This window comes from Spongisporangium articulatum, assembly GCF_044465595.1.
Classification (GTDB): Bacteria; Actinomycetota; Actinomycetes; order Actinomycetales; family Kineosporiaceae; genus Spongisporangium; species Spongisporangium articulatum.
Genome location: NZ_JBITLV010000001.1, coordinates 555538 through 574929, shown reverse-complemented (window position 1 = coordinate 574929; position 19392 = coordinate 555538). Strand labels below are relative to the sequence as shown.

Here is a 19392-nt window from a genome sequence, read left to right as displayed (position 1 = left end):
GACCCGACGAAACCGCTCCGGATCAAGCCTCTTTCACGGCCTGGATCGTGAACGACGCGGCCAGCCGCCAGGGTTGCTCGGACAGCCGGTACTCCTCGTGCTCGTCGCGGGTCATGAAGCCCGGCAACGCCTCCGACGGGGTGCTGTCGTGCTCCTGCAGCATGGTCAACCGCATCCCGGCCCCCAGCAGCGCGGTGACGGTCTCACCGAGGGAGTGGCTGAACTCCGCCGTCCGGGTGGCCGTGAACACGTGGTCGGTCTCGACGTACGTGCCCTCCTCGTCCCACATCGTCGGCTCGGGCTGCGCGAAGTACGGGTAGCGCAGGCCCGGTTCGGCCAGGCCCCTCGACTCCATGGCCAGCAGCATCGGGTGCATGTCGCGGATGAACAGCCGCCCGCCGGGTTTCAGCAGCCCGGCGACGGTGCGGGCCCAGTCGTCGATGTCGGGCAGCCAGATCAACGCGCCGACGCCGGTGTAGACGAAGTCGAACGAGGCCGGGACCAGCACGTCGAGCGCCTCCGACACGGGCGCGACGACGTACTCGATGTCGGCGCCCGTACGGGCCGCCAGGTCCTGGGCCTGGGTGATCGACTCCGCGGAGAAGTCGAGCCCGCTCATGTGCGCGCCGAGCCGGTGCAGCGACAGGGTGTCGGTGCCGATGTGGCACTGCAGGTGGACGCCGTGCAGCCCCGACACGTCGAACAGGCGGGGTAGGTCGAAACGCACCACGTAGGAGAGGAATTCGGGGTCGTCGAGGAACTTCTGCACGGCGTACCCGGGGGAGGCGGCGTGCGGTGCGGCCCGTTCGTCCCAGAGCGCGCGGTTCATCCCCAACCAGTCGTCCATGGCCCCAACCTAGTGCCGTGCGCCGGGGCGAGGGGTGAATAGCCTGGGGTCCGTGACCGGCTCCGTGCGCGCCCGCTGGACGGCCGTCGTCCTGTGCCTCCTCCTGGCCGTCGGCGGTCTCGCGGTCCTGCTCCGGGAACGCGGCACCGGGCCGGTCGCGGAGCCCGACCGACCGGTCACCCCGGCCGCGACCGCCACAACCACCGCCGCTGGGACGCCTCGGGAGACCGGGCGCCCGGATCTGCTCCAGCTGCTGGCCGGCTACCGGGACTTCTGGGCCCCCCGCGGTGACCTGCGCGGCACCGTCCGGAACGCGACGGTGCTCGGCCGCGACGACCGGTTGGCCGTCTGGATCAACCAGCACGCCACCGGACAGCAGCGGTTCCTGGCCCTGCAGGACGCGGAGTACCAGAACCCCGACGGCACGGCGTACGACCAGTCGGTCACCATCGCCACGGGCCTGGGCAGCCGGCTCGGCCCGCTCTACGTGAAGGGCCGCACCTCGGGCGCCCTGCCCCTGACCAGCGCCCTGGTCGACAACTCGGACGGCACGGCCGGCGACTACGTCGACACGACCGCCGCGAAGGCGGCGTTCAGTCACCCCCGCCCGTCGGTGCCGACCGATCCGGACACGCCGCGCGTCGCCGGTGACGCTCAGGCGTGCGCCCCGTCGAGGACGAACGCGGCGTCGCTGCGCGGGATCCGGGTGGGCCGCGCGTGGGCCGACCGCGACGGCAACCTGAAGATCACGCGGGTGCCACCGGTGATCGACACGACGCACCACTTCTCGCGGCGCGACGTGCCCCTGGACGGGCACTACGGCCGGGCGGGCCTGTGCACCGGCGGCTCGTTCCCGAGCGGGCACACCACCAGCGCCTACCAGGCCGGGCTCACCCTGGCGACGCTGCTGCCGGAACTCGCGCCGGAGATCCTGGCCCGCACGTCGGAGGCCGGCAACAACCGCATCGTGCTCGGCGTGCACTACCCGCTCGACGTGATGGGCGGCCGGATCGCCGGCGAGGCGGCCGTGGCCGCACGCTGGGCCGACCCGTCGTTCCGCCGGAAGGTGCTGCGACCGGCCCGCGCCGAGCTCGTCGCCTACCTGGAGAGGACCTGCGGCCACCCGCTGGTCGAGTGCATCGCCGCGCAACGGCCGTACGCGTCCGACCCCTACGGCGGCCGGGTGATGCCGGGCGGGACGGCGCAGGTGGTCACCGACCGGCGCAGCGCCGTCGCGGTCTACCGGGAGCGGTTGACCTACGGGTTCGACCCGGTCGGCGACCCGGACCGGGCGCCGTCCGTGCCGCCGCCCGCCGCCGACCTGCTGCGCACCGCGTTCCCGACGCTGACCGGCCGGCAGCGCGCCGACGTGCTGGCCCAGACCCAGCTGCCCTCCGGCTACCCGCTGGACCGGAGCACGGCACCGGGTTCGTGGCAGCGGCTCGACCTGGCGGCCGCCATGAGCGCGACGGTCAGGCTGGCGAAAGACGGCTCGGCGCAAGTGGTCTCGACCGGTGGCCCGGCCGTCGTCGTCGAGTAGGGGACCGGGAGCAGACGCGGGGGAACCGGGTCAGGACGCGCGGTAGCGCATCCCGTCGATCATCAGTCGTACCAGCCGGCGGGCCTGCTCGGGGTCGGGCGACGGCTGCATGCAGATGCCGCCCATCCCGCGGATCAGGTCCTCGGCGGACATGCCCTCGGGAATCTGGCCGGCCTCCTGCACGGCGGCCAGCAGTGAGTCGGCCGCGTTGATCATCCGCGTGCGGGACTCCAGGAAGAACTCCGACCGGTCCGCGATCATCGACTTCAGGGCCGCGGCCAGGCCGCGCTTGGTGGCGGCGTAGTCGATGAAGGCGTCGGTCCAGGCGTAGAGCGCGTCCAGGGGGGCCTCGGAGGCCAGCAGCTCGGCCGCCCGCGCGCACAACCGTTCGTTCTCCCGCCGGTACACGGCCTCGAGCAGCGCCTCACGGGACGGGAAGTGCCGGTACAGGGTGCCGATGCCGACCCCGGCTTCCCGGGCGACGGCCTCCAGGGGCGCCTCGGCGCCGTCCCGGGTGAAGACCGTCAGCGCGGCGGCCATCAGCCCGTCGCGGTTGCGCTTGGCGTCGGCACGCATCGGCTTCGTCGCCACCTCGGTCACCGTCGACCTCCCTGCAGCCGATTCCTCAGTCGGCGTCCACACGCCGGCACCTCTTCCGAGAACGAAGGACCGGCCCCGGAAGTGCCCGTCACCCGGACGGGCGCGCCGCAACGCGATCACATTTGCAAACCGGAGGCTACCTCCGTATTGTTTCCGGAGGAAGCTTCCGGTTAACCACTGTACATCGACCTAGGAGAACTCTGCCATGAGTGCAGAAACGCTCCCTGCTCCCGTTGAGCGGAGCACCGAGACCAGCGGCACGAGCACTGCGCGGCACCGCGCCGTGCTCGCCGTCATCCTGACCGCGCAGCTGATGGTCGTGCTCGACGTCAGCATCGTGAACATCGCCATGCCGAGCATCCAGCGGGCCCTCGACTTCTCCCCGACCGGCCTGTCCTGGGTCGTCAACGCCTACACGCTGACCTTCGGCGGCCTGCTGCTGCTCGGTGCCCGGGCGGGTGACCTGCTCGGCCGCCGGGTCACGTTCATCACCGGCCTGGCGATCTTCACGATCGCGAGCATGGTCGGGGGATTCGCCGAGAACCCCGGCTCCCTGCTGGCCTCCCGGGCGGCCCAGGGCATCGGTGCGGCCCTCGCCTCGCCGTCCGCGCTGGCCCTGCTGATGACCATGTTCCCGAACCCGAAGGAACGCACCCGGGCCATCGGCTACTACACGGCCGTCTCGATCGGCGGGGCCGCCCTCGGTCTGATCGCCGGCGGCCTCCTCACCGAGTGGCTGTCCTGGCGCTGGGTCTTCTTCGTCAACGTGCCGTTCGCCGTGGCCGTGATCGCGGGCGGGCGGGCCTTCCTGGTCGAGACCCCGCGGGCCCAGGGTCGTTTCGACCTCGTCGGCGCGCTCACCTCGACGGCCGGGATGACGAGCCTCGTCTACGGTTTCGTCTCCGCCGCCTCCGACGGGTGGACCGACGTCCGGACGCTGAGCGCGTTCGGGGCGGGCGTCGTCCTGCTGGCCGCCTTCATCGCGGTCGAGCTGCGCGCGCCAGCGCCGATCACCCCGCTGCGGTTGTTCCTGGACCGCACCCGCAGCACCGCGTACGTCGCGCGGCTGCTGCTGGTCGCCGGGATGATGGGGGTCTTCTTCTTCCTCACCCAGTTCCTGCAGGACGTGCTGGGGTACAGCCCGATCCGGGCCGGCCTGGCCTTCCTGCCCCTGACCGCGATGGTGTTCCTGTCCTCGCAGGTCTCGGCGCGGATCTGGAGCCAGCGGTTCGCCCCGCAGTACGTGATCGCCGCCGGGCTGAGCATCTCGACGGTCGGCCTGCTCTGGCTCAGCGAGCTGCACGCGGGCGCCACCTACTGGCACCTGCTCGGCCCGATCCTGCTGTTCGGCATGGGCAACGGCACGGCGTTCGTGCCCCTGACCACGGCGGGCCTGTCCGGGGTCGCCCCGCAGGACGCCGGGGCCGCGTCGGGGCTGGTCAACGTCACTCAGCAGGTCGGCGGCTCGCTCGGTCTGGCCGTCCTGGTGACGATCTTCGGTTCCGTCAGCAAGGGGGCCGACGTGACCGGGCTGTCGCCGGCCGAGGCCGCGACCCACGCCTTCGTCGTCGGCGCCGACCGGTCGTTCCTCATCGCCTCCGGTTGGCTGCTGCTCACCACGCTGATCGTGCTCACGATGCTGCGGCCCAGCCGTCCCACCCCGGTGGTCGCGGCGCAGGAACCGGTGGAGCGCATGGAGCTCGAGCCGGTGGCCGACCCCGCCTAGCGACTGGTCGTGATCATGGAAACTTCCCCTCCGGCGCCGGGGCGCCTACGCGGAACTTTCCATGATCACGACCGCGGCTAGGCCGGGCACTTGTCGATGGCCCGCGACAACGCCGCCGCTTCGGCCCGGTCGACGCTCAGGCTCCACTTCTCCTTCACGGCGATCACCTTCTTCGCGTAGGAGCAGCGGCGAGAAGCCCCGTCCGGCAGCCAGTTCGCGGCGTCGTAGTCGGACTTGGCGTTGTTCACCGCCCCCGCGGACGCGGTCAGGTTGTCGAGGTCGTTGGCGAACCGTTCCAGCCGGTCGGCGCCCCAGGCCCACGCCCCCGAGCGCCACGCCTCGGAAAGCGCCACCCGGTGGTCGATCTGGACCTGGGCGGCCTTCGCCTTCCGGAACGTCACCTTCTCGCCGGTGTACGGGTCGGTGAGCGTTCCCGAGACCACGGTGCACCGGCCCTTGCGCTTCACGTTCTTGAGATCCCGGGCCAGGACGTCGTCGCGCTGCCCGCACCCGTTGCGGTCGACGTCCTTCCAGGCGCTGCCGAAGTCCTCGCGCTGGTAGCTGTCGGCGTGACTCTCGGCCCGCACCTTCAGGTCGCCGAGGTTCGCCGGGGCCACGGTCTCCGCCGGCGACAGCGTCGACAACCCCTCGCAGCCGGCCAGCGCCGGGGAGACGAACAGCGTCAGACACGCGAGAAGGCTCAGGGTTCGGCGCACACCCGCATGATGCCCGTCGACACCCTCCGTGAGATAGATCAGCCGATCGGGAAGATCAGACAGGTCGAGGTGGCGTGCGCGAGCAGGCGACCGGCGTCGTCCGTCAGCTGCGCCTGCGCGAGCGCCGTACGCGAGCCGCGCGAGAGCACCGTGCCCGTCGCCGTGACCCGGCCGGAGGCGGCGGTGACCGGCCGCAGGTACTTGGTGGTCAGGTCGACCGACGTGTACCCCTCTCCGGCCGACAGCGTCGAGTGCACGGCGCAGCCGGCGGCCGAGTCGAGCAGCATCGCGATCACCCCGCCGTGCACCGTGCCGAGCGGGTTGTAGTGGAACTCCTCGGGCTGCATCGTGAACGAGGCAGAGCCGACCTCGAACGACCCGGCCTCCACGCCGAGGGTGGCCATGATCGGCGGGGGCGGCAGCTCCCCGGCCAGCATGCGCTTCAGGACGTCGACACCCGCCGTGCCGGGCAGCGCCTGGAGGGTGGGGGTCGGGTCGGCCCACGCGTACGAACGTTCACGGACGGCGGACACGTCGCCGGTCTGGGTCTCGGTCACGGACTCAGCCTGGCGGGCGCTGGCTGAGTCTGTCAACAAGACCTAGGCTGGTGCCGTGAGTGAACCCGCCGCCCTCCAGTGGTCGATCGACAACTGCACCGTCCAGCGCGCACTGCAGGTGCTGGGCGACCGGTGGTCGTTCGTCGTGCTGCGCGAGGTGTTCAACGGCATCCGACGCTTCGCCGACCTGCGGACCCGGACGGCGATCCCCCGGCAGGTGCTCACCGACCGGCTCGCGCTGCTCGTCGCCGAGGGGCTGCTGCGCCGCCAGCCGTACCAGGAGGCCGGCCAGCGGGTGCGGGAGGAGTACCGGCTGACGCAGAAGGGCCTCGACCTCTACCCGGTGCTCGTCGCGCTGAACGCGTGGGGCACGCGCTACTACGCCGACCCCGAAGGGTCGCCGCTGGAGTTCCGGCACCGCGGCCGGGGGGACGACGAGTGCGGGGCCGAGGTGTCCGTCGTCCTGCGCTGCGCCCACGGGCACGAGCTGGACGACGACCTCACCCAGGTGCGCCCCGCGCCGGGTCCGGGAGCGCGGCGGCGGTAACTCGGCTGGCGTAACGGCCGGTGATCCCTAATGTGATCATCAGGCCCCGGTCGAATCGGGGCGAAAGGTACGGAACGCCGCACCGTTCCGCACCCAGGTCCGCTTCCAGGAGGCACGCGATGCGCATCGGGTCCGTCATTCTCGTCATCTGGCTGCTCATCGGTGTCGCCGCAGCCGTCCAGCGCGGCTACTTCGGCGACAACCAGGACGTGAGCTGCTCCGACGCCGGCACGATCGCGGTCACCGTGGTCGCCGGGCCGCTGAACTACGTCGGCGTGAACCCGAAGATCGACTGCAAGGTGCCGCAGCCCTCGAAGTGAGGGCTCAGCGCCTCTTCTCGAGCACCTTGCGGGCCTCGGCGACCCGCGCCCGCAGCCGTCGCACGCCCATGATCCACGCGGCGGCCAGCAGCACGAAGAACGGGGCCGCGACGTAGGCGACCAACGCGTTGTCGTTGTGCCGGCCGAGTTGCCAGCTGCTGAGCGCCAGCACCAGGCAGATCGCGGCGATGCCGACGCCGATCCAGGCCAGCCAGCGCATCTCGACGACGGCCTGGGCGTCCTGCACGGTGGTCGGCGTCCCGCGGGTGCTCACGCCTGTGATGATGACACTCCGGCATGAGAGAAGGAGCCACCGTGTCCCTGTTCGTCGTCACCTACACCTATTCGGAGGGGTCGACCGCGACCCGGGACGAGGTCCGCCCGGCCCACCGCGAATTCCTGGCCGGGCTGCCGGAACTCGTGCTCAGCGGCCCGACGGACGACGACAACGCGCTGCTGCTGCTCGACACCGCGACCGCCGACGCCGCCCTCGCATTGCTCGACCCCGACCCGTTCCGGGCCGCCGGGGTGATCGCCGAGCGCTCGGTGCGGGGCTGGAACGTCGTCCTCGGCCGGGCCCGAGACCGGCTCTGATGGTGGGCGCCGGCGTTCCGGGATAGGCAGGGACGTATGGAACCCACGCAGATCCAGCCCGAACCGCCCGAGGGCACCCTCGTGGAGAACGAGGGTGTCAACGCCGGGGAACCCGGCGACGAGGGGCGCCCCGACCCCGAGGCGGCACGCCGGGGCGGGCATCCGGAGCGGGCGCAGGAGCAGGTGGACGACGCCGAGCAGGCCGCCCCGGGCGAGCTCGCCGGTGCCCCGGGTCGGCCCGCGGTCCAGGACGACGGCGGTCAGGACGGCGGCAGCATCGAGTGAGTTCGGGTGTGGGTCCGGTGAGCCTCCGAGTGGCACCGGTTGGTGTCGTGTCCCGCGTGAATAGGTGCGGTCGGCTGGGTAAGATTGGCTACGCTGCGTATCTTTCGTCACAGAAGGCCGTATTCAGCAACTTTGAGTGATCTTGACGCGCGCGAGGAGGGTGCCACCTGTGGACCTGGTAGCCCGACTGGAGCAGCTGGTCGGAGAGGCCCAGGTGGTCACCGAGCCCGAGGCCGTGGCCCCCTACGCGCAGGACTGGACCCGCCGATGGCACGGCAAACCGCTCGCCGTCGTCCGGCCCGGCAGCGTCGAGGAGGTCGCGGCCGTGGTGACGGCCTGTGCCGAGGCCGGGGTGCCGCTCGTCCCACAGGGCGGCAACACCGGCCTCGTCGGTCGGGGCGCCCCCCAGGACGGTGAGGTGGTGCTCAGCACGCGCCGGCTGAACGCGATCGGTCCCGTCGACGCCGAAGCCCGCACGGTGCTGGTCGGGGCGGGCGTGACGCTGGGCGACGTCCAGGCCGCCGCGCGGGCCGCCGGGCTCGACCTGGTGCTCGACCCCGCGGCCCGCGAGTCCGCGACCGTCGGCGGCATCGTCGCCACCAACGCAGGTACCCGGGCCCAGCTCTGCGGGCTCGTGGCGGTACGGCCCGACGGGTCGGTGGTCGCCCTGCCCGAGGGGGCGACCGACGCCGACGACGTGTTCCAGGGCCTGCCCGGCAGCCAGGGCACCCGGGGAGTGATCACCGCCGTTCGGCTGCTGCTGGCCGAACCGGCCGACGTGGCCGGGGCCGCGCTGGTCGCGGTGCAGGGGGTCGACGACGCCCTGGCCGTCCTGGCCGCCGTCCGCGACCGGTTCGACACGGTGACCGCCGCCGAGTACCTCCACGACGACGGCCTGCGCCTCGTCCTCCAGCACCGGGGGTTGAGCTCACCGTTCGGCCGGCCGTACCCGCTGTACCTCCTGCTCGAGGTGGCCGGGCCCGAGGGGGCCGCGGTCGGCTCGCTCGGCGGCCTGCTCGGCGAGCTGGACGTCGTCCGCGACCTGGCGCTCGCGGGTTCTCCCGCCGAGCGGGCCCGGGTGCGCGACCTGCTCGAGGCGCACGCCGACGCCGTCGCCGCCGAAGGCCCGGCCGTCGTCCTGGACGTCGCCCTCCCGCCGGCCGCGCTCGGTGCCTTCGAGCAGCGCCTGCCCGACGTGCTGCGGGCCGTGTCCCGCGGGGCCGTGCCGATCCTGTCGGGCCACCTCGCCGAGGGCACCCTGCGCGTGAACCTGCTGCACACCGGCACGGACGACGCGGAGGGCGCGGTCACGGACGCCGTGCTGCACCTGGTGGCCGACCTCGGTGGCGTGGGGCGCGCGGTCCCGTCCGCCTGACCGCCGGCTGTGGCGGTGCGCCGCGCGACGCGGTAGACAGGCCCGGTGACGGAGACTTCGACGGAGATGTCGACGGAGACGGTCTTCACGTACGGCGCCCCCCAGCTGAAGTTCGGCGCCGGCGCGGCCGACGAGATCGGTTACGACGTAGGGCAGTTCGGTGCCACCCGGGTCCTGGTGATCACCGACGCCGGGGTGCTGGCCACCGGGGCCCCGGCCCGCGTCGCCGACTCGCTGCGCACGTACGGCATGCAGGTGCAGGTGTTCTCGAGGGTTCACGTGGAACCGACCGACGAGAGCATCGCGGAGGCCGTCGAACACGCGCGCGACACCGGCCCGTGGGACGCGTTCGTGGCCGTCGGGGGCGGCTCGTGCATCGACACCGCCAAGGCCGTGAACCTGCTGACCACCTGCGGCGGTGAGCTGCTCGACTACGTGAACCCACCCGTCGGCGCAGGCCAGGCGCCGGACCGCCCGCTCAAGCCGCTGATCGCCGTCCCCACCACCGCCGGCACCGGCGCCGAGTCGACGACGGTGTGCGTGCTCGACGTCCTCGCGCTGAAGGTGAAGACCGGTATCAGCCACGCACGGCTGCGCCCGGTGCTGGCCGTCGTCGACCCGACGCTGACGCACTCCCTGCCCGCCGAGGTGACCGCCGCGTGCGGGATGGACATCCTCTGCCACGCACTGGAGAGCTACACCGCGCGCCCCTTCGACGCCAGGCCGCGCAAGAAGCCGGCCCAGCGGGTGCCCTACTGCGGGTCGAACCCGGTCGCGGACATGTGGTCGGAGCGCGCGCTCGGCCTGCTCTCGAGCGCGTTCCGGCGCGCGGTGCACCACGGGCACGAGGACACTCCTGACGCCCGGGCGGCCCGGCACGACATGATGCTCGCCGCCACGTTCGCCGGGCTCGGATTCGGCAACGCGGGCGTGCACGTGCCGCACGCCAACGCCTACCCGATCGCCGGCCGCGTCGCCGATCTGCCCGAGGCGTTCCACCCCGCCGGCTACCCGGCCGGGCACCCGATGGTGCCGCACGGGATGTCCGTGTGCCTGACCGCGCCCGAGGCGTTCCGCTTCACCTTCGACACCGACCCCGACCGGCACGTGCGGGCGGCCACCCTGCTGGCCCCGACGCTCGAGGCTCCCGACGACCCTGCGGAACACCTGCCGCTGGCCGTCACCCACCTGATGCGGGACATCGGCATGCCCAACGGCATCGGCGGGGTCGGGTTCGGGGAGGAGGACGTCGACGCCCTGGTCGAGGGGGCGCTGAAGCAGCAGCGACTGCTCGACGCCGCCCCGCGTGACGTGCACGCCGAGGACCTGGCGGGCATCTTCCGGCGTTCCGTCGAGAACTGGTGAAACCATGTCGGCGTGGACCTGAACGCCGACGTCGGTGAATCGTTCGGGCGCTGGACGCTCGGCGACGACGACACCCTGCTCACGGTGGTGACCAGTGCCAACGTCGCCTGCGGCTTTCACGCGGGTGACCCGCCCACGGTGCGCCGCTCCTGCGTGACCGCGGCCGTGCACGGGGTGGCGATCGGTGCGCAGGTCGCCTACCGCGACCTGGCCGGGTTCGGCCGCCGCTTCGTCGACATGGAACCGGGCGATCTGCGCGACGACGTGCTCTACCAGCTCGGGGCCCTCGAGGCCTTCGCCCGCTCGGCGGGCGGGCGCGTCACGTACGTGAAACCGCACGGCGCCCTGTATCACGCCACCCGCGACGACGCGGGGCAGGCGCAGGCCGTGGTCGAGGCGGCGGCCGAGTTCGACCCGTCGCTGGCCGTCCTCGGTCTGCCCGGCTCGCAGTTGCTGGCCGCGGCCGCGGACGCGGGCCTGCGGGGCGTCACCGAGGCCTTCGCCGACCGCCGCTACACCGCCGACGGCGGTCTGGTCCCGCGCTCCCGCCCCGACGCCGTGATCACCGATCCCGACGCCGTCGCCGAGCAGGTCACACGCATGGTCACGGCCGGCGAGGTGGTCGCCGACGACGGCACCGTCGTCCCGCTGCGGCCCGAGTCGATCTGCGTGCACGGCGACTCCCCGGGCGCCGTCGATCTGGCCCGGCGGGTGAGGCGGGCCCTGGTCGACGCCGGTTTCCCGCCGACCCGGTTCGCGTGAACTTCCGACGGGTCGGTGAGACCGGGCTGCTGGTCGAGGTGGACGAACCGGCGCTGCACCTCGCCACCGCCCTGGCCGAGCGTGACCTGCCGGGAGTGAGCGACGTCGTGCCGGCCGAGCGCACGCTGCTGCTGCGCTTCGACCCGCGGCGCACCGACGCCGGCACGCTCGAGGCGACGGTCCGCGCCACGACGACCGCCGCCGTCGACCTCTCGGACGAGACCGTGACCCTCGACGTCGTCTACGACGGCGAGGACCTGGCCGAGGCCGCCGCACTGGCCGGGCTCGACGTCCCCGCGCTGGTTGCGGCTCACGCGGCCGCGACCTGGCGGGTGATGTTCTCGGGGTTCGCGCCGGGGTTCGGGTACCTGCGCTGCGACGACCGCCGGCTCGACGTCCCGCGCCGGGACACCGCCCGCACGCGCGTACCGGCCGGGTCCGTGGCGCTCGCGGCCGGCTACTCCGGTGTCTACCCGACCGCGTCGCCCGGCGGCTGGCAGCTGATCGGCCGCACCGACGCGCGTCTCTGGGACCTCGACCGCGACCCGCCCGCCCTGCTGCGTCCCGGCGTGCGGGTGCGCTTCCGGATGGTCTGATGCGCGCGATCGAGGTGACGGCGACCGGCCCGCTGACGTGCGTCCAGGATCTGGGCCGCGCGGGGTGGGCACACCTGGGCGTACCCCGTTCCGGGGCGGCTGACCTGGGCGCCCTGCGGCTGGCCAACCGACTGCTCGGCAACCCCGAGGGCGCGGCCGGGCTGGAGGTCCTGCTCGGCGGGTTCGCCGCCACCGCGCTCGCCGACCTGCTCGTCACCGTGACGGGGGCCGCCGTCCCGGTGCTCGTCGACGGGGTCGAGCACCCGCCCGGGGCGGTGCTGACCTGGCGGTCGGGCACGACGCTGCGGCTCGGGACGGCGACCGCCGGCCTGCGCGCCTACCTCGCCGTCCACGGGGGCTGGGACGTGCCGCCGGTGCTCGGCTCACGCTCGACCGACCTGCTGTCCGGGTTGGGCCCGGAGCCGGTGCGCCCCGGCGACGTGCTGCCCGCCGGCCCCGTCGGCACCGCCGCGGGGTGGCCGATCCTCGACGCCGTCGCCCTGGCCGCCCCGCCGACCGGCCTCGTGACCCTCGAGGCCCTGCCCGGCCCGCGCGACGACCTGCTGGCCGACGGCGAACGACTCCCGGGTCACGTGTGGCGGGTGTCAGGACGCAGCGACCGGGTCGGCCTCCGGCTCGAGGGAGCACCGGTCCGGACCCGGGCCGGCGCGCACGTGCCGAGCGAGCCCCTGGTGCGCGGCGCCGTCCAGCTGCCGCCCGGTGGCGAACCGGTGGTCTTCCTCGCCGACCACCCGGTGACCGGGGGTTACCCCGTCGTCGCCGTGCTCACCGAAGCGTCGTGCGACCGCGCCGCCCAGCTGCGCCCCGGCCAGCCCGTCCGGCTGTCACTGTTGCCTCGTTTGCCGTGAGCGCCGATTGGCGTTCACGCCCGAACGCCAATCGGCCTTCACGGCAAAGCAGTGCGACCACCCACTGGCCTCAGCTGGTGATCACGGGATGCACTGATTCGACTACTTTGAGTAGAGTGCCGTGGGTCGCCGGGCGGCGGCGTGGGGTGCGCTGCATCCCCTCAGGGGTGCATCCCAAGGGATCGGCGCCGTTGCCCGGCACACTGGACCCAATGGACGTCGACGTCGCGATCATCGGGGCCGGGGGAGCCGGGCTCAGCCTGTTGTTGGCCTTCGACCGCGCCTACGCCGGCGCCGGCGACAAGCCGCGCATCGCCCTGATCGACCCCGTCCGGCACGTCACCGACGACCGCACCTGGTGCTGGTGGACCGACGGGCCCGCGCCCCTCGACGACCTGATCACCGCCCGGTGGCGCTTCCTGCGCCTGGTCGACGGTCACGGCACCGCCCGTGAGCACGACCTCGGTGGCGCCCGGTACGTGATGCTCCGCTCGTCGGCCCTCTACGCCGAGGCCGAGCGGGCGGCCGAGCGCCTGGGCGCGGTGTGGATCCAGGAGCCGGTCACCGGCCTCGACGTCTCCGGGACGACGGGTGCGCCCGGCCGGGTGCCCGTCACCACGGCGTCCGCGCGGCTGGGTGCGCGGTGGACGTTCGACTCCCGCCCCGCCCCGCCGGTCCGGCCCGGTCGCACGGTGCTCCTGCAGCACTTCCGCGGCTGGTTCGTCCGCACCCCGCGCCCGGAGTTCGACCCGGGGGTCGCGACGCTGATGGACTTCACCGTCCCGCAGCCGGAGGTCGGGGTCGCCTTCGCCTACCTGCTGCCGACGTCGGGCACGGAGGCGCTGGTCGAGTACACCGAGTTCTCCCCGGCCCGGCTCGATCCGGCCGCGTACGACATCGCCCTGCGCGCCTACCTGAACGCGCTCGGCGTCATCGACCACACCGTCGAGCACGTCGAGGACGGGGCGATCCCGATGACCGACGCCGTCTTCGCGCGCGCCGCCGGCCCGCGCGCCTTCCGGATCGGCACCGCCGGAGGGGCGACGCGCGGCTCGACCGGCTACACGTTCGCCGCGATGCAGCGGCAGGCCGCGGACGTCGTCCGGCTGTTCCAGGCGGGACGCACTCCGCTGCCCCCGCCCGCCTACCCCGCCCGGCACCGCTGGATGGACGCGGTGCTGCTGCGGGCGCTGCGTACCGGCGGCGTCGACGGTCCGGCGCTGTTCAGCGGGCTGTTCGCGGCCCAGCCGCCGCAGCGGGTGACGCGGTTCCTGGACGGCGCGACCACATACTCCGAGGAACTTGCTGTGATGCGGTCGACGCCGGCGTGGCCGATGGCCCGGGCGGCGGCCGGGGATGCCAGCCTCAGGGCCTGGCATAGGCTACGGAGTGTCCTGCCACGTAACCATCCGTAACACCGCCATGCTTGGCCGGCACTGACCAGCACTTGCTCCGCTCGCTGGGTCGGAACCGGCAGCAGGTGCGACGAGACCCCGGGAGTTCCCCGCAATGTCAGGTGGTCCCGGCCGACGCGTGTTCGTCGCGGCTTCCGTCGCCGCGGTCACGCTCGGTCTGGTGGCGAGCGTTCCCCAGGTGGCCGAAGGGGCCCGGGGCAATCGGTCCACCCACCTGCGAGCGGCCACCTACGGCACGGGCGTGGACGCCGACTCGGCCGCCGCCTTCCGCGCCCAGACCCTCACGTGGCGACCCTGCATCGACGAGGAGCTCGACCCGGGCCTGCCGTCGGCCTACTACAAGGAACTCTGCGCCTACCTGACCGCCCCGCTGAACTGGGACGACCCCGGCAACGGTCGGACCATCCGCGTCGCGGTGAGCAAGCTGCCCGCGACCGGCACCCGGACCGGCGTCCTCTTCACCAACCCCGGCGGGCCGGGCGCATCGGGCCTGAACCTGCCGATGGTGTTCCTCAGCGACGGACGTAAGGCGATCACCCGCAGCCAGGACGTCTACGGCATGGACGTGCGGGGCACCGGCCTGTCGACGAACGTCACGTGCGGCGGGGTGTCGGCGAACCTGCTCGACCCGCGCGACCGCAGCGCCGTGAACCTCGACCTGATGATGGACGGCGCCGCGTTCCAGGCGCGCGCCTGCCAGGCGGGCTCCCTGACCCGGTACGTGAACACCGCGCAGACGGTGCAGGACCTCGAACTGCTGCGCCGCGTGATCGGCGCCGGCCCCGTGAACTGGCTCGGCTACTCGGCCGGCACCTGGCTGGGGGCCCGGTACGCGACCGCCTACCCGGCCGCGGTCCAGCGCCTGGTGCTGGACTCGAACGTCGACGTCACCAACGGCTGGGAGCAGGCCTTCGAACTGCAGCCGATGGGCTTCCAGCGCCGTTTCCGCGAGGACTTCCTGCCGTGGGCGGCGAAGTACGACAAGGAGTACCGGCTGGGGACGACGCCGGCCGCCGTCGAGGCGAGCTACGAGTCGATCCGCGCCGGGCTGAGCCCCGACCGGCCCGTCGACAGCGCCGTCCTGCTGGACCAACTGCTGACCAGCGCGATGTACGCGAAGGCGATGTTCCCGCTGGCCGCGATGGTGCTGCAGGACTTCGCGACGGCGATCGCCGCGACCGACGCCGGCCACGACGCGACCGCCGCGCGGGCCTACGCCCGGGCCGAGCAGCGGGCCACGGCCCTGGTCGGCTCGGACTCGGCGCCGAGCTCGCTGGCCCGTAGGCCGATGTCCTCGGACGCCGGGGACGCCGCCTTCGTGGCGGTGACCTGCAACGACAGCGTCTGGAACCGGAACCGCGCCGAGCTCGTGCAGCTGTCGACGGCCTGGGGCGAGCAGTACCCGTTGCTGGGCTACGCGGCGCCGTCCGACCCCTGCTACTTCTGGAACCGTCCCTCGCTGACCCTCCCCGCGGTGACGGGCGCCGGGCTGCCGCCGGTGCTGATGATCCAGTCCGAGAAGGACCCGGCCACCCCGATCGAGGGTGCCCGACGCACAGCGGCGGCCCTGCCCGGTTCGAGAATGGTCGTCGTCAAGGGGGAGGGCGACCACGCGCTCTACGCGGGCGGCAACCGCTGCGTCGACGGCGTGGTCGAGGCCTACCTGGTGCACGGCACGCTGCCCGCCGACGGCTACACCTGCAACGCGCTGCCCGACCCGACCCCGGAGTCGTACGGGTACACCTACTTCCGTAGATCGACGGCGACGGCCACGGCGCTCGGCGGGACCGTCGGTACCCGGGCCGGCATCCCGGTGCGGGGCACGAACCCGCTCCTCGCCCTGCGCACGCTCGACCACGCCCTGCACTCGTGATCATGGACGGAAGTGTGACGGCGGAATCCGGCCGTCGCCGGCGTACCCTGCTCGCACACCATGCCATCGCTGCCCCGGCACCCCGATCCCGACCCGTCGCGCCGTCAGGCCGAGGTCGAGCGTCGCGGCATGCTCGACCACGGTGACGTGACGGCGCTGCGTGCGCTGCTCACGGCCGACCCGGCGTCGGCCACGGCCGGACTGGAGAACTGGCGCGACCACCCGCTGGGCGCCTCACCGCTCGGTTACGTCGCGATGCTGCGGTACGACACCGCGACCAATCGGTGGCGGGACGTGCCCGGCGCGGCGAACCTGGCCCGCGAGCTGCTGGCGGCCGGGGCGCCGGTCGACGGCGACCAGCCGCCGCCGGTCGAGACGCCTCTGATCACCGCCGCGAGCTACGGCGACGCCGCGGTCGCGCTGGTCCTGATCGAGGCGGGCGCCGACCTCGAGGCGCGCGCGGCGGCGGACTCGGGTGGCGTCCCCGGCGGGACCGCGTTGCTGCACGCCGCGGTGTTCGGGATGACGGACGTCGTCGACCTCCTCGTCCGGGCCGGGGCGCGCGTGCCGGACGACGTGCTGGCGGCGGCCGCGGGGACGCTCACCACGGCCCCTGCCGACGAGGGCACCCGGCTGCTCGCGCTGATGATGGCGGCCCACCACCAGCGGCTCACCGTCCTCGACGTGCTCCTCGACGCCGGCACCCCGGTCGACGCGGTCGAGCCGGTCTGGGGGCGCCAGGCCCTGCGGCTGGCCGCGCGCGAGGGGCGGCCCGACGCCGTCCGGCACCTGCTCGCGCGCGGGGCCGACCCGACGTTGCGGGACGACGAGGGCCGCGACTCGCTCGCGCTGTGCCGGCAGGGCCGGGCCGAGTACGAGGACCCGTCCGCGCACGACGAGGTGGAACGCCTCCTGCTCGCCGCCCTCGCGGCTAGAGGCTGACCCGCCGCAGCCGCAGGCTGTTCGTCACCACCGCGACGCTGCTCAACGCCATCGCGCCGCCCGCGATCATGGGGTTGAGCAGGCCGAACGCGGCCAGCGGGAGCGCGGCCAGGTTGTACCCGAAGGCCCAGGCCAGGTTCTGCCGGATCACCCGCAGCGTGGCCCGCGACAGCCGCACCGCCTGTGGCACGGTCGTGAGGTCACCCCGCACCAGGGTCACGTCGCTCGCCTCGATCGCCGCGTCGGTGCCCGTCCCCATGGCCAGCCCGAGCCGGGCCGCGGCCAGCGCGGCCGCGTCGTTCACGCCGTCCCCGACCATCGCGACCGGCCCGCGTTCGCGCTCGAGCCGGCGGACGACGTCCACCTTGCCCTCGGGCATGACCCCGGCCACGACCTCGTCGATGCCGACCGCCGCCGCGACCGCGCGCGCGGCGCGTTCGTTGTCCCCGGTGAGCAGCACGGGGGTGAGGCCGAGCCGCACGAGCTGCGCGACGGCGTCCGCCGCCCCGGGCTTGACCGTGTCGCCGACCGCGACGAGCCCGGCGGGCTCGCCGTCGAGGCTGACCAGGACGACGGTCCGCCCGTCCCGCTCGTAGGCCGCCAGCGCTTCGGTCAGCTCTGTCGGGATCGTCCCCATGATCCACGTGGAACGTCCGGCGCGCACGAGGTGCCCGTCGACCGTCCCCTCGATGCCGAGGCCGCGTTCCTGCCGGACGCCGGTGGCCACCTCGACGTCACCCGACGCCTGCGAGATCGCCCGCGCGACAGGGTGTTCCGAGGCGGCCTCGACCGCTCCCGCGAAGCGCAGCAGCTCGTGCTCGGTCAGGCCGCCGGTGGTGGTGACGCCCGCGACGCGCATCGCGCCCGTGGTGACCGTGCCGGTCTTGTCGAGGACGACGACCCGCACCGCACGCGCGTCCTCCAGCACCTGCGGCCCGCGGATCAGGATGCCCGCCTGCGCCCCGCGGCCGGTGCCGACCAGCAGCGCGGTGAACGCGGCCGACGGATCGCGGGTGATCGCCAGCCAGGCGACGAGCGTGACGAGCGCCAGCCCGAGCACCACCGGCACGAACACGGCGGAGGTGGCGTCGGCCAGGCGTTGCACCGGGGCCTGGCCGTTCTGTGCGGCCTGGACCAGACGCCCGATCTGGGCGAGCCGGGTGTCGGCGCCGACGCGGGTCGCCCGCACCGTCAACCGCCCGCCGCCGTTGACCGTGGCCCCGGTGACGGTCGCGCCGGGCCCCACGTCGACCGGCACCGCCTCCCCGGTGAGCATCGACTCGTCGACCTCGCTGTCGCCGTCCTCGACGACGCCGTCGGTGCCGATCTTCTCGCCGGGCCGGACGACGAACCGGTCGCCCACGCGCAGCGTCTCCAGCCCGACGGTGCGGCCGTCGACGAGCGTCACCTGCTTGGCGCCCAGGTCGAGCAGCGTGCGCAGCGCGGCGCCCGAGGCGCGGCGGGCGCGGGCCTCGAGGTGGCGCCCGGCCAGCAGGAACGTGGCGACGACGGTGGCGACCTCGAGGTACAACTCACCGCCGGTGAACAGCGCGACCAGCGACCAGAGGTAGGCGGCGACGATGCCGATCGAGACCAGGGTGTCCATGGTGGAGGCCAGGTGCCGGGCGTTGACCGCGGCCGCGCGGTGGAATGGCCAGGCGCCCCACGTGACGACGGGGGTGGCCAGGGCCAGCACGACCCACCGCCACCCGTCGAAGTGCCACGCCGGGACCATCGAGATCGCGGCGACGGGCACGGTGAGCACGGCGGCGACCAGCAGCCTCGTCCGCAGGGTGTCCGGTGCCTCCTCCGGGTCCTGCTGCTCGCCGGGCGGTTGGGGCAGGCTGGCGTGATAGCCGGTGCGCTCGACCGCGGCGATCAACGCGTCGTCGGTGACGTCCGGCGCCGCGACCACGTGCGCCGTCTCGGTGGCCAGGTTCACGCTGGCCCGCACGCCGGTCACGCCGTTCAGGCTCTTCTGCACCCGGGCCACGCACGAGGCGCACGTCATGCCCTGGACGTCGAGCGTCACCTCGCGTTGACCGGCGCCCGCGCCGCGGGGGGCCTGACCGGAGACGTCGGTCAGGTTCAGCTCGAGCGGGCTCATGAGCGCACCAGCCGGGCGATCGCGTCGGCCGCCTCGCGGATCTTGGCGTCCGCCTCCGGGCCGCCGGCCACGGCGGCGTCACGCACGCAGTGGTCGAGGTGGTCTTCGAGCAGGCCCAGGCTGACCGCCTGCAGCGCCTTCGTCACCGCGGACACCTGGGTCAGGATGTCGATGCAGTACGTGTCCTCCTCGACCATCCGCTGCAGCCCGCGGACCTGGCCCTCGATGCGCCGCAGCCGCTTCAGGTAGTCGTCCTTGCTCCCGCTGTACCCGTTCATGCGCCACACCCTACCCCCCTAGGGTATCTAGGTCGACCGCGGGAGGGTGCCGCGTGCCCAGCCAAAGCACAGGAATCC

Annotated in this window: 21 protein-coding genes; 14 read left to right on the top strand and 7 right to left on the bottom strand. The window is 73.4% G+C overall.

The features are described from left to right. Positions 1–22: 22 nt before the first annotated feature. Positions 23–847, bottom strand: coding sequence for a class I SAM-dependent methyltransferase (locus tag ACIB24_RS02760; RefSeq protein WP_398274820.1), 825 nt, complete (start codon positions 845–847; stop codon positions 23–25). 52 nt (positions 848–899) lie between these two features. Between ACIB24_RS02760 and ACIB24_RS02755 the strand changes: the two genes are divergently transcribed. After that, positions 900–2387 (top strand): phosphatase PAP2 family protein, encoded by a 1488-nt coding sequence (locus ACIB24_RS02755; protein ID WP_398274817.1) that lies wholly within the window; start codon positions 900–902, stop codon positions 2385–2387. 30 nt (positions 2388–2417) lie between these two features. On the opposite strand, the gene ACIB24_RS02750 is transcribed toward ACIB24_RS02755, so the two are convergent. After that, the gene (locus ACIB24_RS02750) at positions 2418–2987 is read right to left on the bottom strand and encodes a TetR/AcrR family transcriptional regulator (RefSeq protein ID WP_398274814.1); all 570 of its coding nucleotides are present in this window, start codon (positions 2985–2987) and stop codon (positions 2418–2420) included. Between the two features lie 205 nt (positions 2988–3192). Here ACIB24_RS02750 and ACIB24_RS02745 point away from each other — a divergent pair, with 205 nt between their 5' ends. Beyond that, the gene (locus ACIB24_RS02745) at positions 3193–4713 is read left to right on the top strand and encodes an MFS transporter (protein WP_398274810.1); all 1521 of its coding nucleotides are present in this window, start codon (positions 3193–3195) and stop codon (positions 4711–4713) included. Between the two features lie 77 nt (positions 4714–4790). Here the strand turns inward: ACIB24_RS02745 and ACIB24_RS02740 are convergent, their stop codons facing one another. Both ACIB24_RS02740 and ACIB24_RS02735 read right to left on the bottom strand, forming a co-directional pair. After that, positions 4791–5429 carry an HNH endonuclease family protein gene (locus ACIB24_RS02740; RefSeq protein ID WP_398274807.1) on the bottom strand — a complete coding sequence of 213 codons (639 nt, stop codon included), beginning with the start codon at positions 5427–5429 and terminating at the stop codon, positions 4791–4793. A gap of 38 nt (positions 5430–5467) precedes the next feature. Further along, positions 5468–5986 (bottom strand): PaaI family thioesterase, encoded by a 519-nt coding sequence (locus ACIB24_RS02735; protein ID WP_398274804.1) that lies wholly within the window; start codon positions 5984–5986, stop codon positions 5468–5470. A 55-nt stretch (positions 5987–6041) separates the two neighbouring features. On the opposite strand from ACIB24_RS02735, the gene ACIB24_RS02730 reads away from it, so the two are divergent. Further along, positions 6042–6533 (top strand): winged helix-turn-helix transcriptional regulator, encoded by a 492-nt coding sequence (locus ACIB24_RS02730; protein WP_398274801.1) that lies wholly within the window; start codon positions 6042–6044, stop codon positions 6531–6533. 119 nt (positions 6534–6652) lie between these two features. Next, on the top strand, positions 6653–6853 hold the full coding sequence (locus ACIB24_RS02725; protein ID WP_398274799.1) for a hypothetical protein: 201 nt from the start codon (positions 6653–6655) through the stop codon (positions 6851–6853). A 4-nt stretch (positions 6854–6857) separates the two neighbouring features. On the opposite strand, the gene ACIB24_RS02720 is transcribed toward ACIB24_RS02725, so the two are convergent. Beyond that, on the bottom strand, positions 6858–7127 hold the full coding sequence (locus ACIB24_RS02720) for a hypothetical protein (RefSeq protein WP_398274796.1): 270 nt from the start codon (positions 7125–7127) through the stop codon (positions 6858–6860). A gap of 41 nt (positions 7128–7168) precedes the next feature. On the opposite strand from ACIB24_RS02720, the gene ACIB24_RS02715 reads away from it, so the two are divergent. The 10 genes from ACIB24_RS02715 to ACIB24_RS02670 all read left to right on the top strand — a co-directional run bounded on the left by ACIB24_RS02715 (position 7169) and on the right by ACIB24_RS02670 (position 16929). Continuing rightward, positions 7169–7447: a YciI family protein gene (locus ACIB24_RS02715; RefSeq protein ID WP_398274793.1), complete on the top strand. Its 279-nt coding sequence runs from the start codon at positions 7169–7171 to the stop codon at positions 7445–7447. A 36-nt stretch (positions 7448–7483) separates the two neighbouring features. Continuing rightward, a complete protein-coding gene (locus ACIB24_RS02710; protein WP_398274790.1) occupies positions 7484–7732 on the top strand; it encodes a hypothetical protein in 249 nt (82 codons plus the stop codon). Positions 7733–7901: 169 nt separating this feature from the next. Further along, positions 7902–9107, top strand: a complete 1206-nt coding sequence (locus ACIB24_RS02705; RefSeq protein ID WP_398274787.1) for an FAD-binding oxidoreductase — start codon at positions 7902–7904, stop codon at positions 9105–9107. A gap of 66 nt (positions 9108–9173) precedes the next feature. Continuing rightward, a complete protein-coding gene (locus ACIB24_RS02700) occupies positions 9174–10472 on the top strand; it encodes a hydroxyacid-oxoacid transhydrogenase (protein ID WP_398276716.1) in 1299 nt (432 codons plus the stop codon). Between the two features lie 12 nt (positions 10473–10484). Beyond that, a complete protein-coding gene (locus ACIB24_RS02695) occupies positions 10485–11234 on the top strand; it encodes a LamB/YcsF family protein (protein WP_398274784.1) in 750 nt (249 codons plus the stop codon). Further along, the gene (locus tag ACIB24_RS02690; RefSeq protein ID WP_398274781.1) at positions 11231–11830 is read left to right on the top strand and encodes an allophanate hydrolase subunit 1; all 600 of its coding nucleotides are present in this window, start codon (positions 11231–11233) and stop codon (positions 11828–11830) included. Before ACIB24_RS02695 ends, ACIB24_RS02690 begins: the two co-directional genes overlap by 4 nt. After that, positions 11830–12699 (top strand): biotin-dependent carboxyltransferase family protein, encoded by an 870-nt coding sequence (locus ACIB24_RS02685; protein ID WP_398274778.1) that lies wholly within the window; start codon positions 11830–11832, stop codon positions 12697–12699. The genes ACIB24_RS02690 and ACIB24_RS02685 overlap by 1 nt, the downstream gene beginning before the upstream one ends. Positions 12700–12911: 212 nt before the next feature. Next, positions 12912–14114 carry a lycopene cyclase family protein gene (locus ACIB24_RS02680; protein WP_398274775.1) on the top strand — a complete coding sequence of 401 codons (1203 nt, stop codon included), beginning with the start codon at positions 12912–12914 and terminating at the stop codon, positions 14112–14114. A 160-nt stretch (positions 14115–14274) separates the two neighbouring features. After that, entirely contained in the window at positions 14275–15987 is a 1713-nt protein-coding gene (locus ACIB24_RS02675) for an alpha/beta hydrolase (protein ID WP_398274772.1), read from the top strand. A gap of 60 nt (positions 15988–16047) precedes the next feature. Next, positions 16048–16929, top strand: a complete 882-nt coding sequence (locus ACIB24_RS02670) for an ankyrin repeat domain-containing protein (RefSeq protein ID WP_398274769.1) — start codon at positions 16048–16050, stop codon at positions 16927–16929. On the opposite strand, the gene ACIB24_RS02665 is transcribed toward ACIB24_RS02670, so the two are convergent. Together ACIB24_RS02665 and ACIB24_RS02660 are read right to left on the bottom strand one after the other, a co-directional pair. Continuing rightward, a complete protein-coding gene (locus tag ACIB24_RS02665) occupies positions 16919–19036 on the bottom strand; it encodes a heavy metal translocating P-type ATPase (RefSeq protein WP_398274766.1) in 2118 nt (705 codons plus the stop codon). The genes ACIB24_RS02670 and ACIB24_RS02665 overlap by 11 nt on opposite strands. Beyond that, on the bottom strand, positions 19033–19314 hold the full coding sequence (locus tag ACIB24_RS02660) for a metal-sensitive transcriptional regulator (protein WP_398274763.1): 282 nt from the start codon (positions 19312–19314) through the stop codon (positions 19033–19035). Before ACIB24_RS02660 ends, ACIB24_RS02665 begins: the two co-directional genes overlap by 4 nt. Positions 19315–19392: the final 78 nt, after the last annotated feature.

What these genes read in the sequence shown, in the direction of transcription:
- ACIB24_RS02760 (WP_398274820.1), bottom strand. Translation starts at nt 847, where the DNA reads ATGGACGACTGGTTGGGGATGAACCGCGCGCTCTGGGACGAACGGGCC.
- ACIB24_RS02745 (WP_398274810.1), top strand. Translation starts at nt 3,193, where the DNA reads ATGAGTGCAGAAACGCTCCCTGCTCCCGTTGAGCGGAGCACCGAGACC.
- ACIB24_RS02725 (WP_398274799.1), top strand. Translation starts at nt 6,653, where the DNA reads ATGCGCATCGGGTCCGTCATTCTCGTCATCTGGCTGCTCATCGGTGTC.
- ACIB24_RS02710 (WP_398274790.1), top strand. Translation starts at nt 7,484, where the DNA reads ATGGAACCCACGCAGATCCAGCCCGAACCGCCCGAGGGCACCCTCGTG.
- ACIB24_RS02700 (WP_398276716.1), top strand. Translation starts at nt 9,174, where the DNA reads ATGTCGACGGAGACGGTCTTCACGTACGGCGCCCCCCAGCTGAAGTTC.
- ACIB24_RS02685 (WP_398274778.1), top strand. Translation starts at nt 11,830, where the DNA reads ATGCGCGCGATCGAGGTGACGGCGACCGGCCCGCTGACGTGCGTCCAG.
- ACIB24_RS02680 (WP_398274775.1), top strand. Translation starts at nt 12,912, where the DNA reads ATGGACGTCGACGTCGCGATCATCGGGGCCGGGGGAGCCGGGCTCAGC.
- ACIB24_RS02670 (WP_398274769.1), top strand. Translation starts at nt 16,048, where the DNA reads ATGCCATCGCTGCCCCGGCACCCCGATCCCGACCCGTCGCGCCGTCAG.
- ACIB24_RS02665 (WP_398274766.1), bottom strand. Translation starts at nt 19,036, where the DNA reads ATGAGCCCGCTCGAGCTGAACCTGACCGACGTCTCCGGTCAGGCCCCC.
- ACIB24_RS02660 (WP_398274763.1), bottom strand. Translation starts at nt 19,314, where the DNA reads ATGAACGGGTACAGCGGGAGCAAGGACGACTACCTGAAGCGGCTGCGG.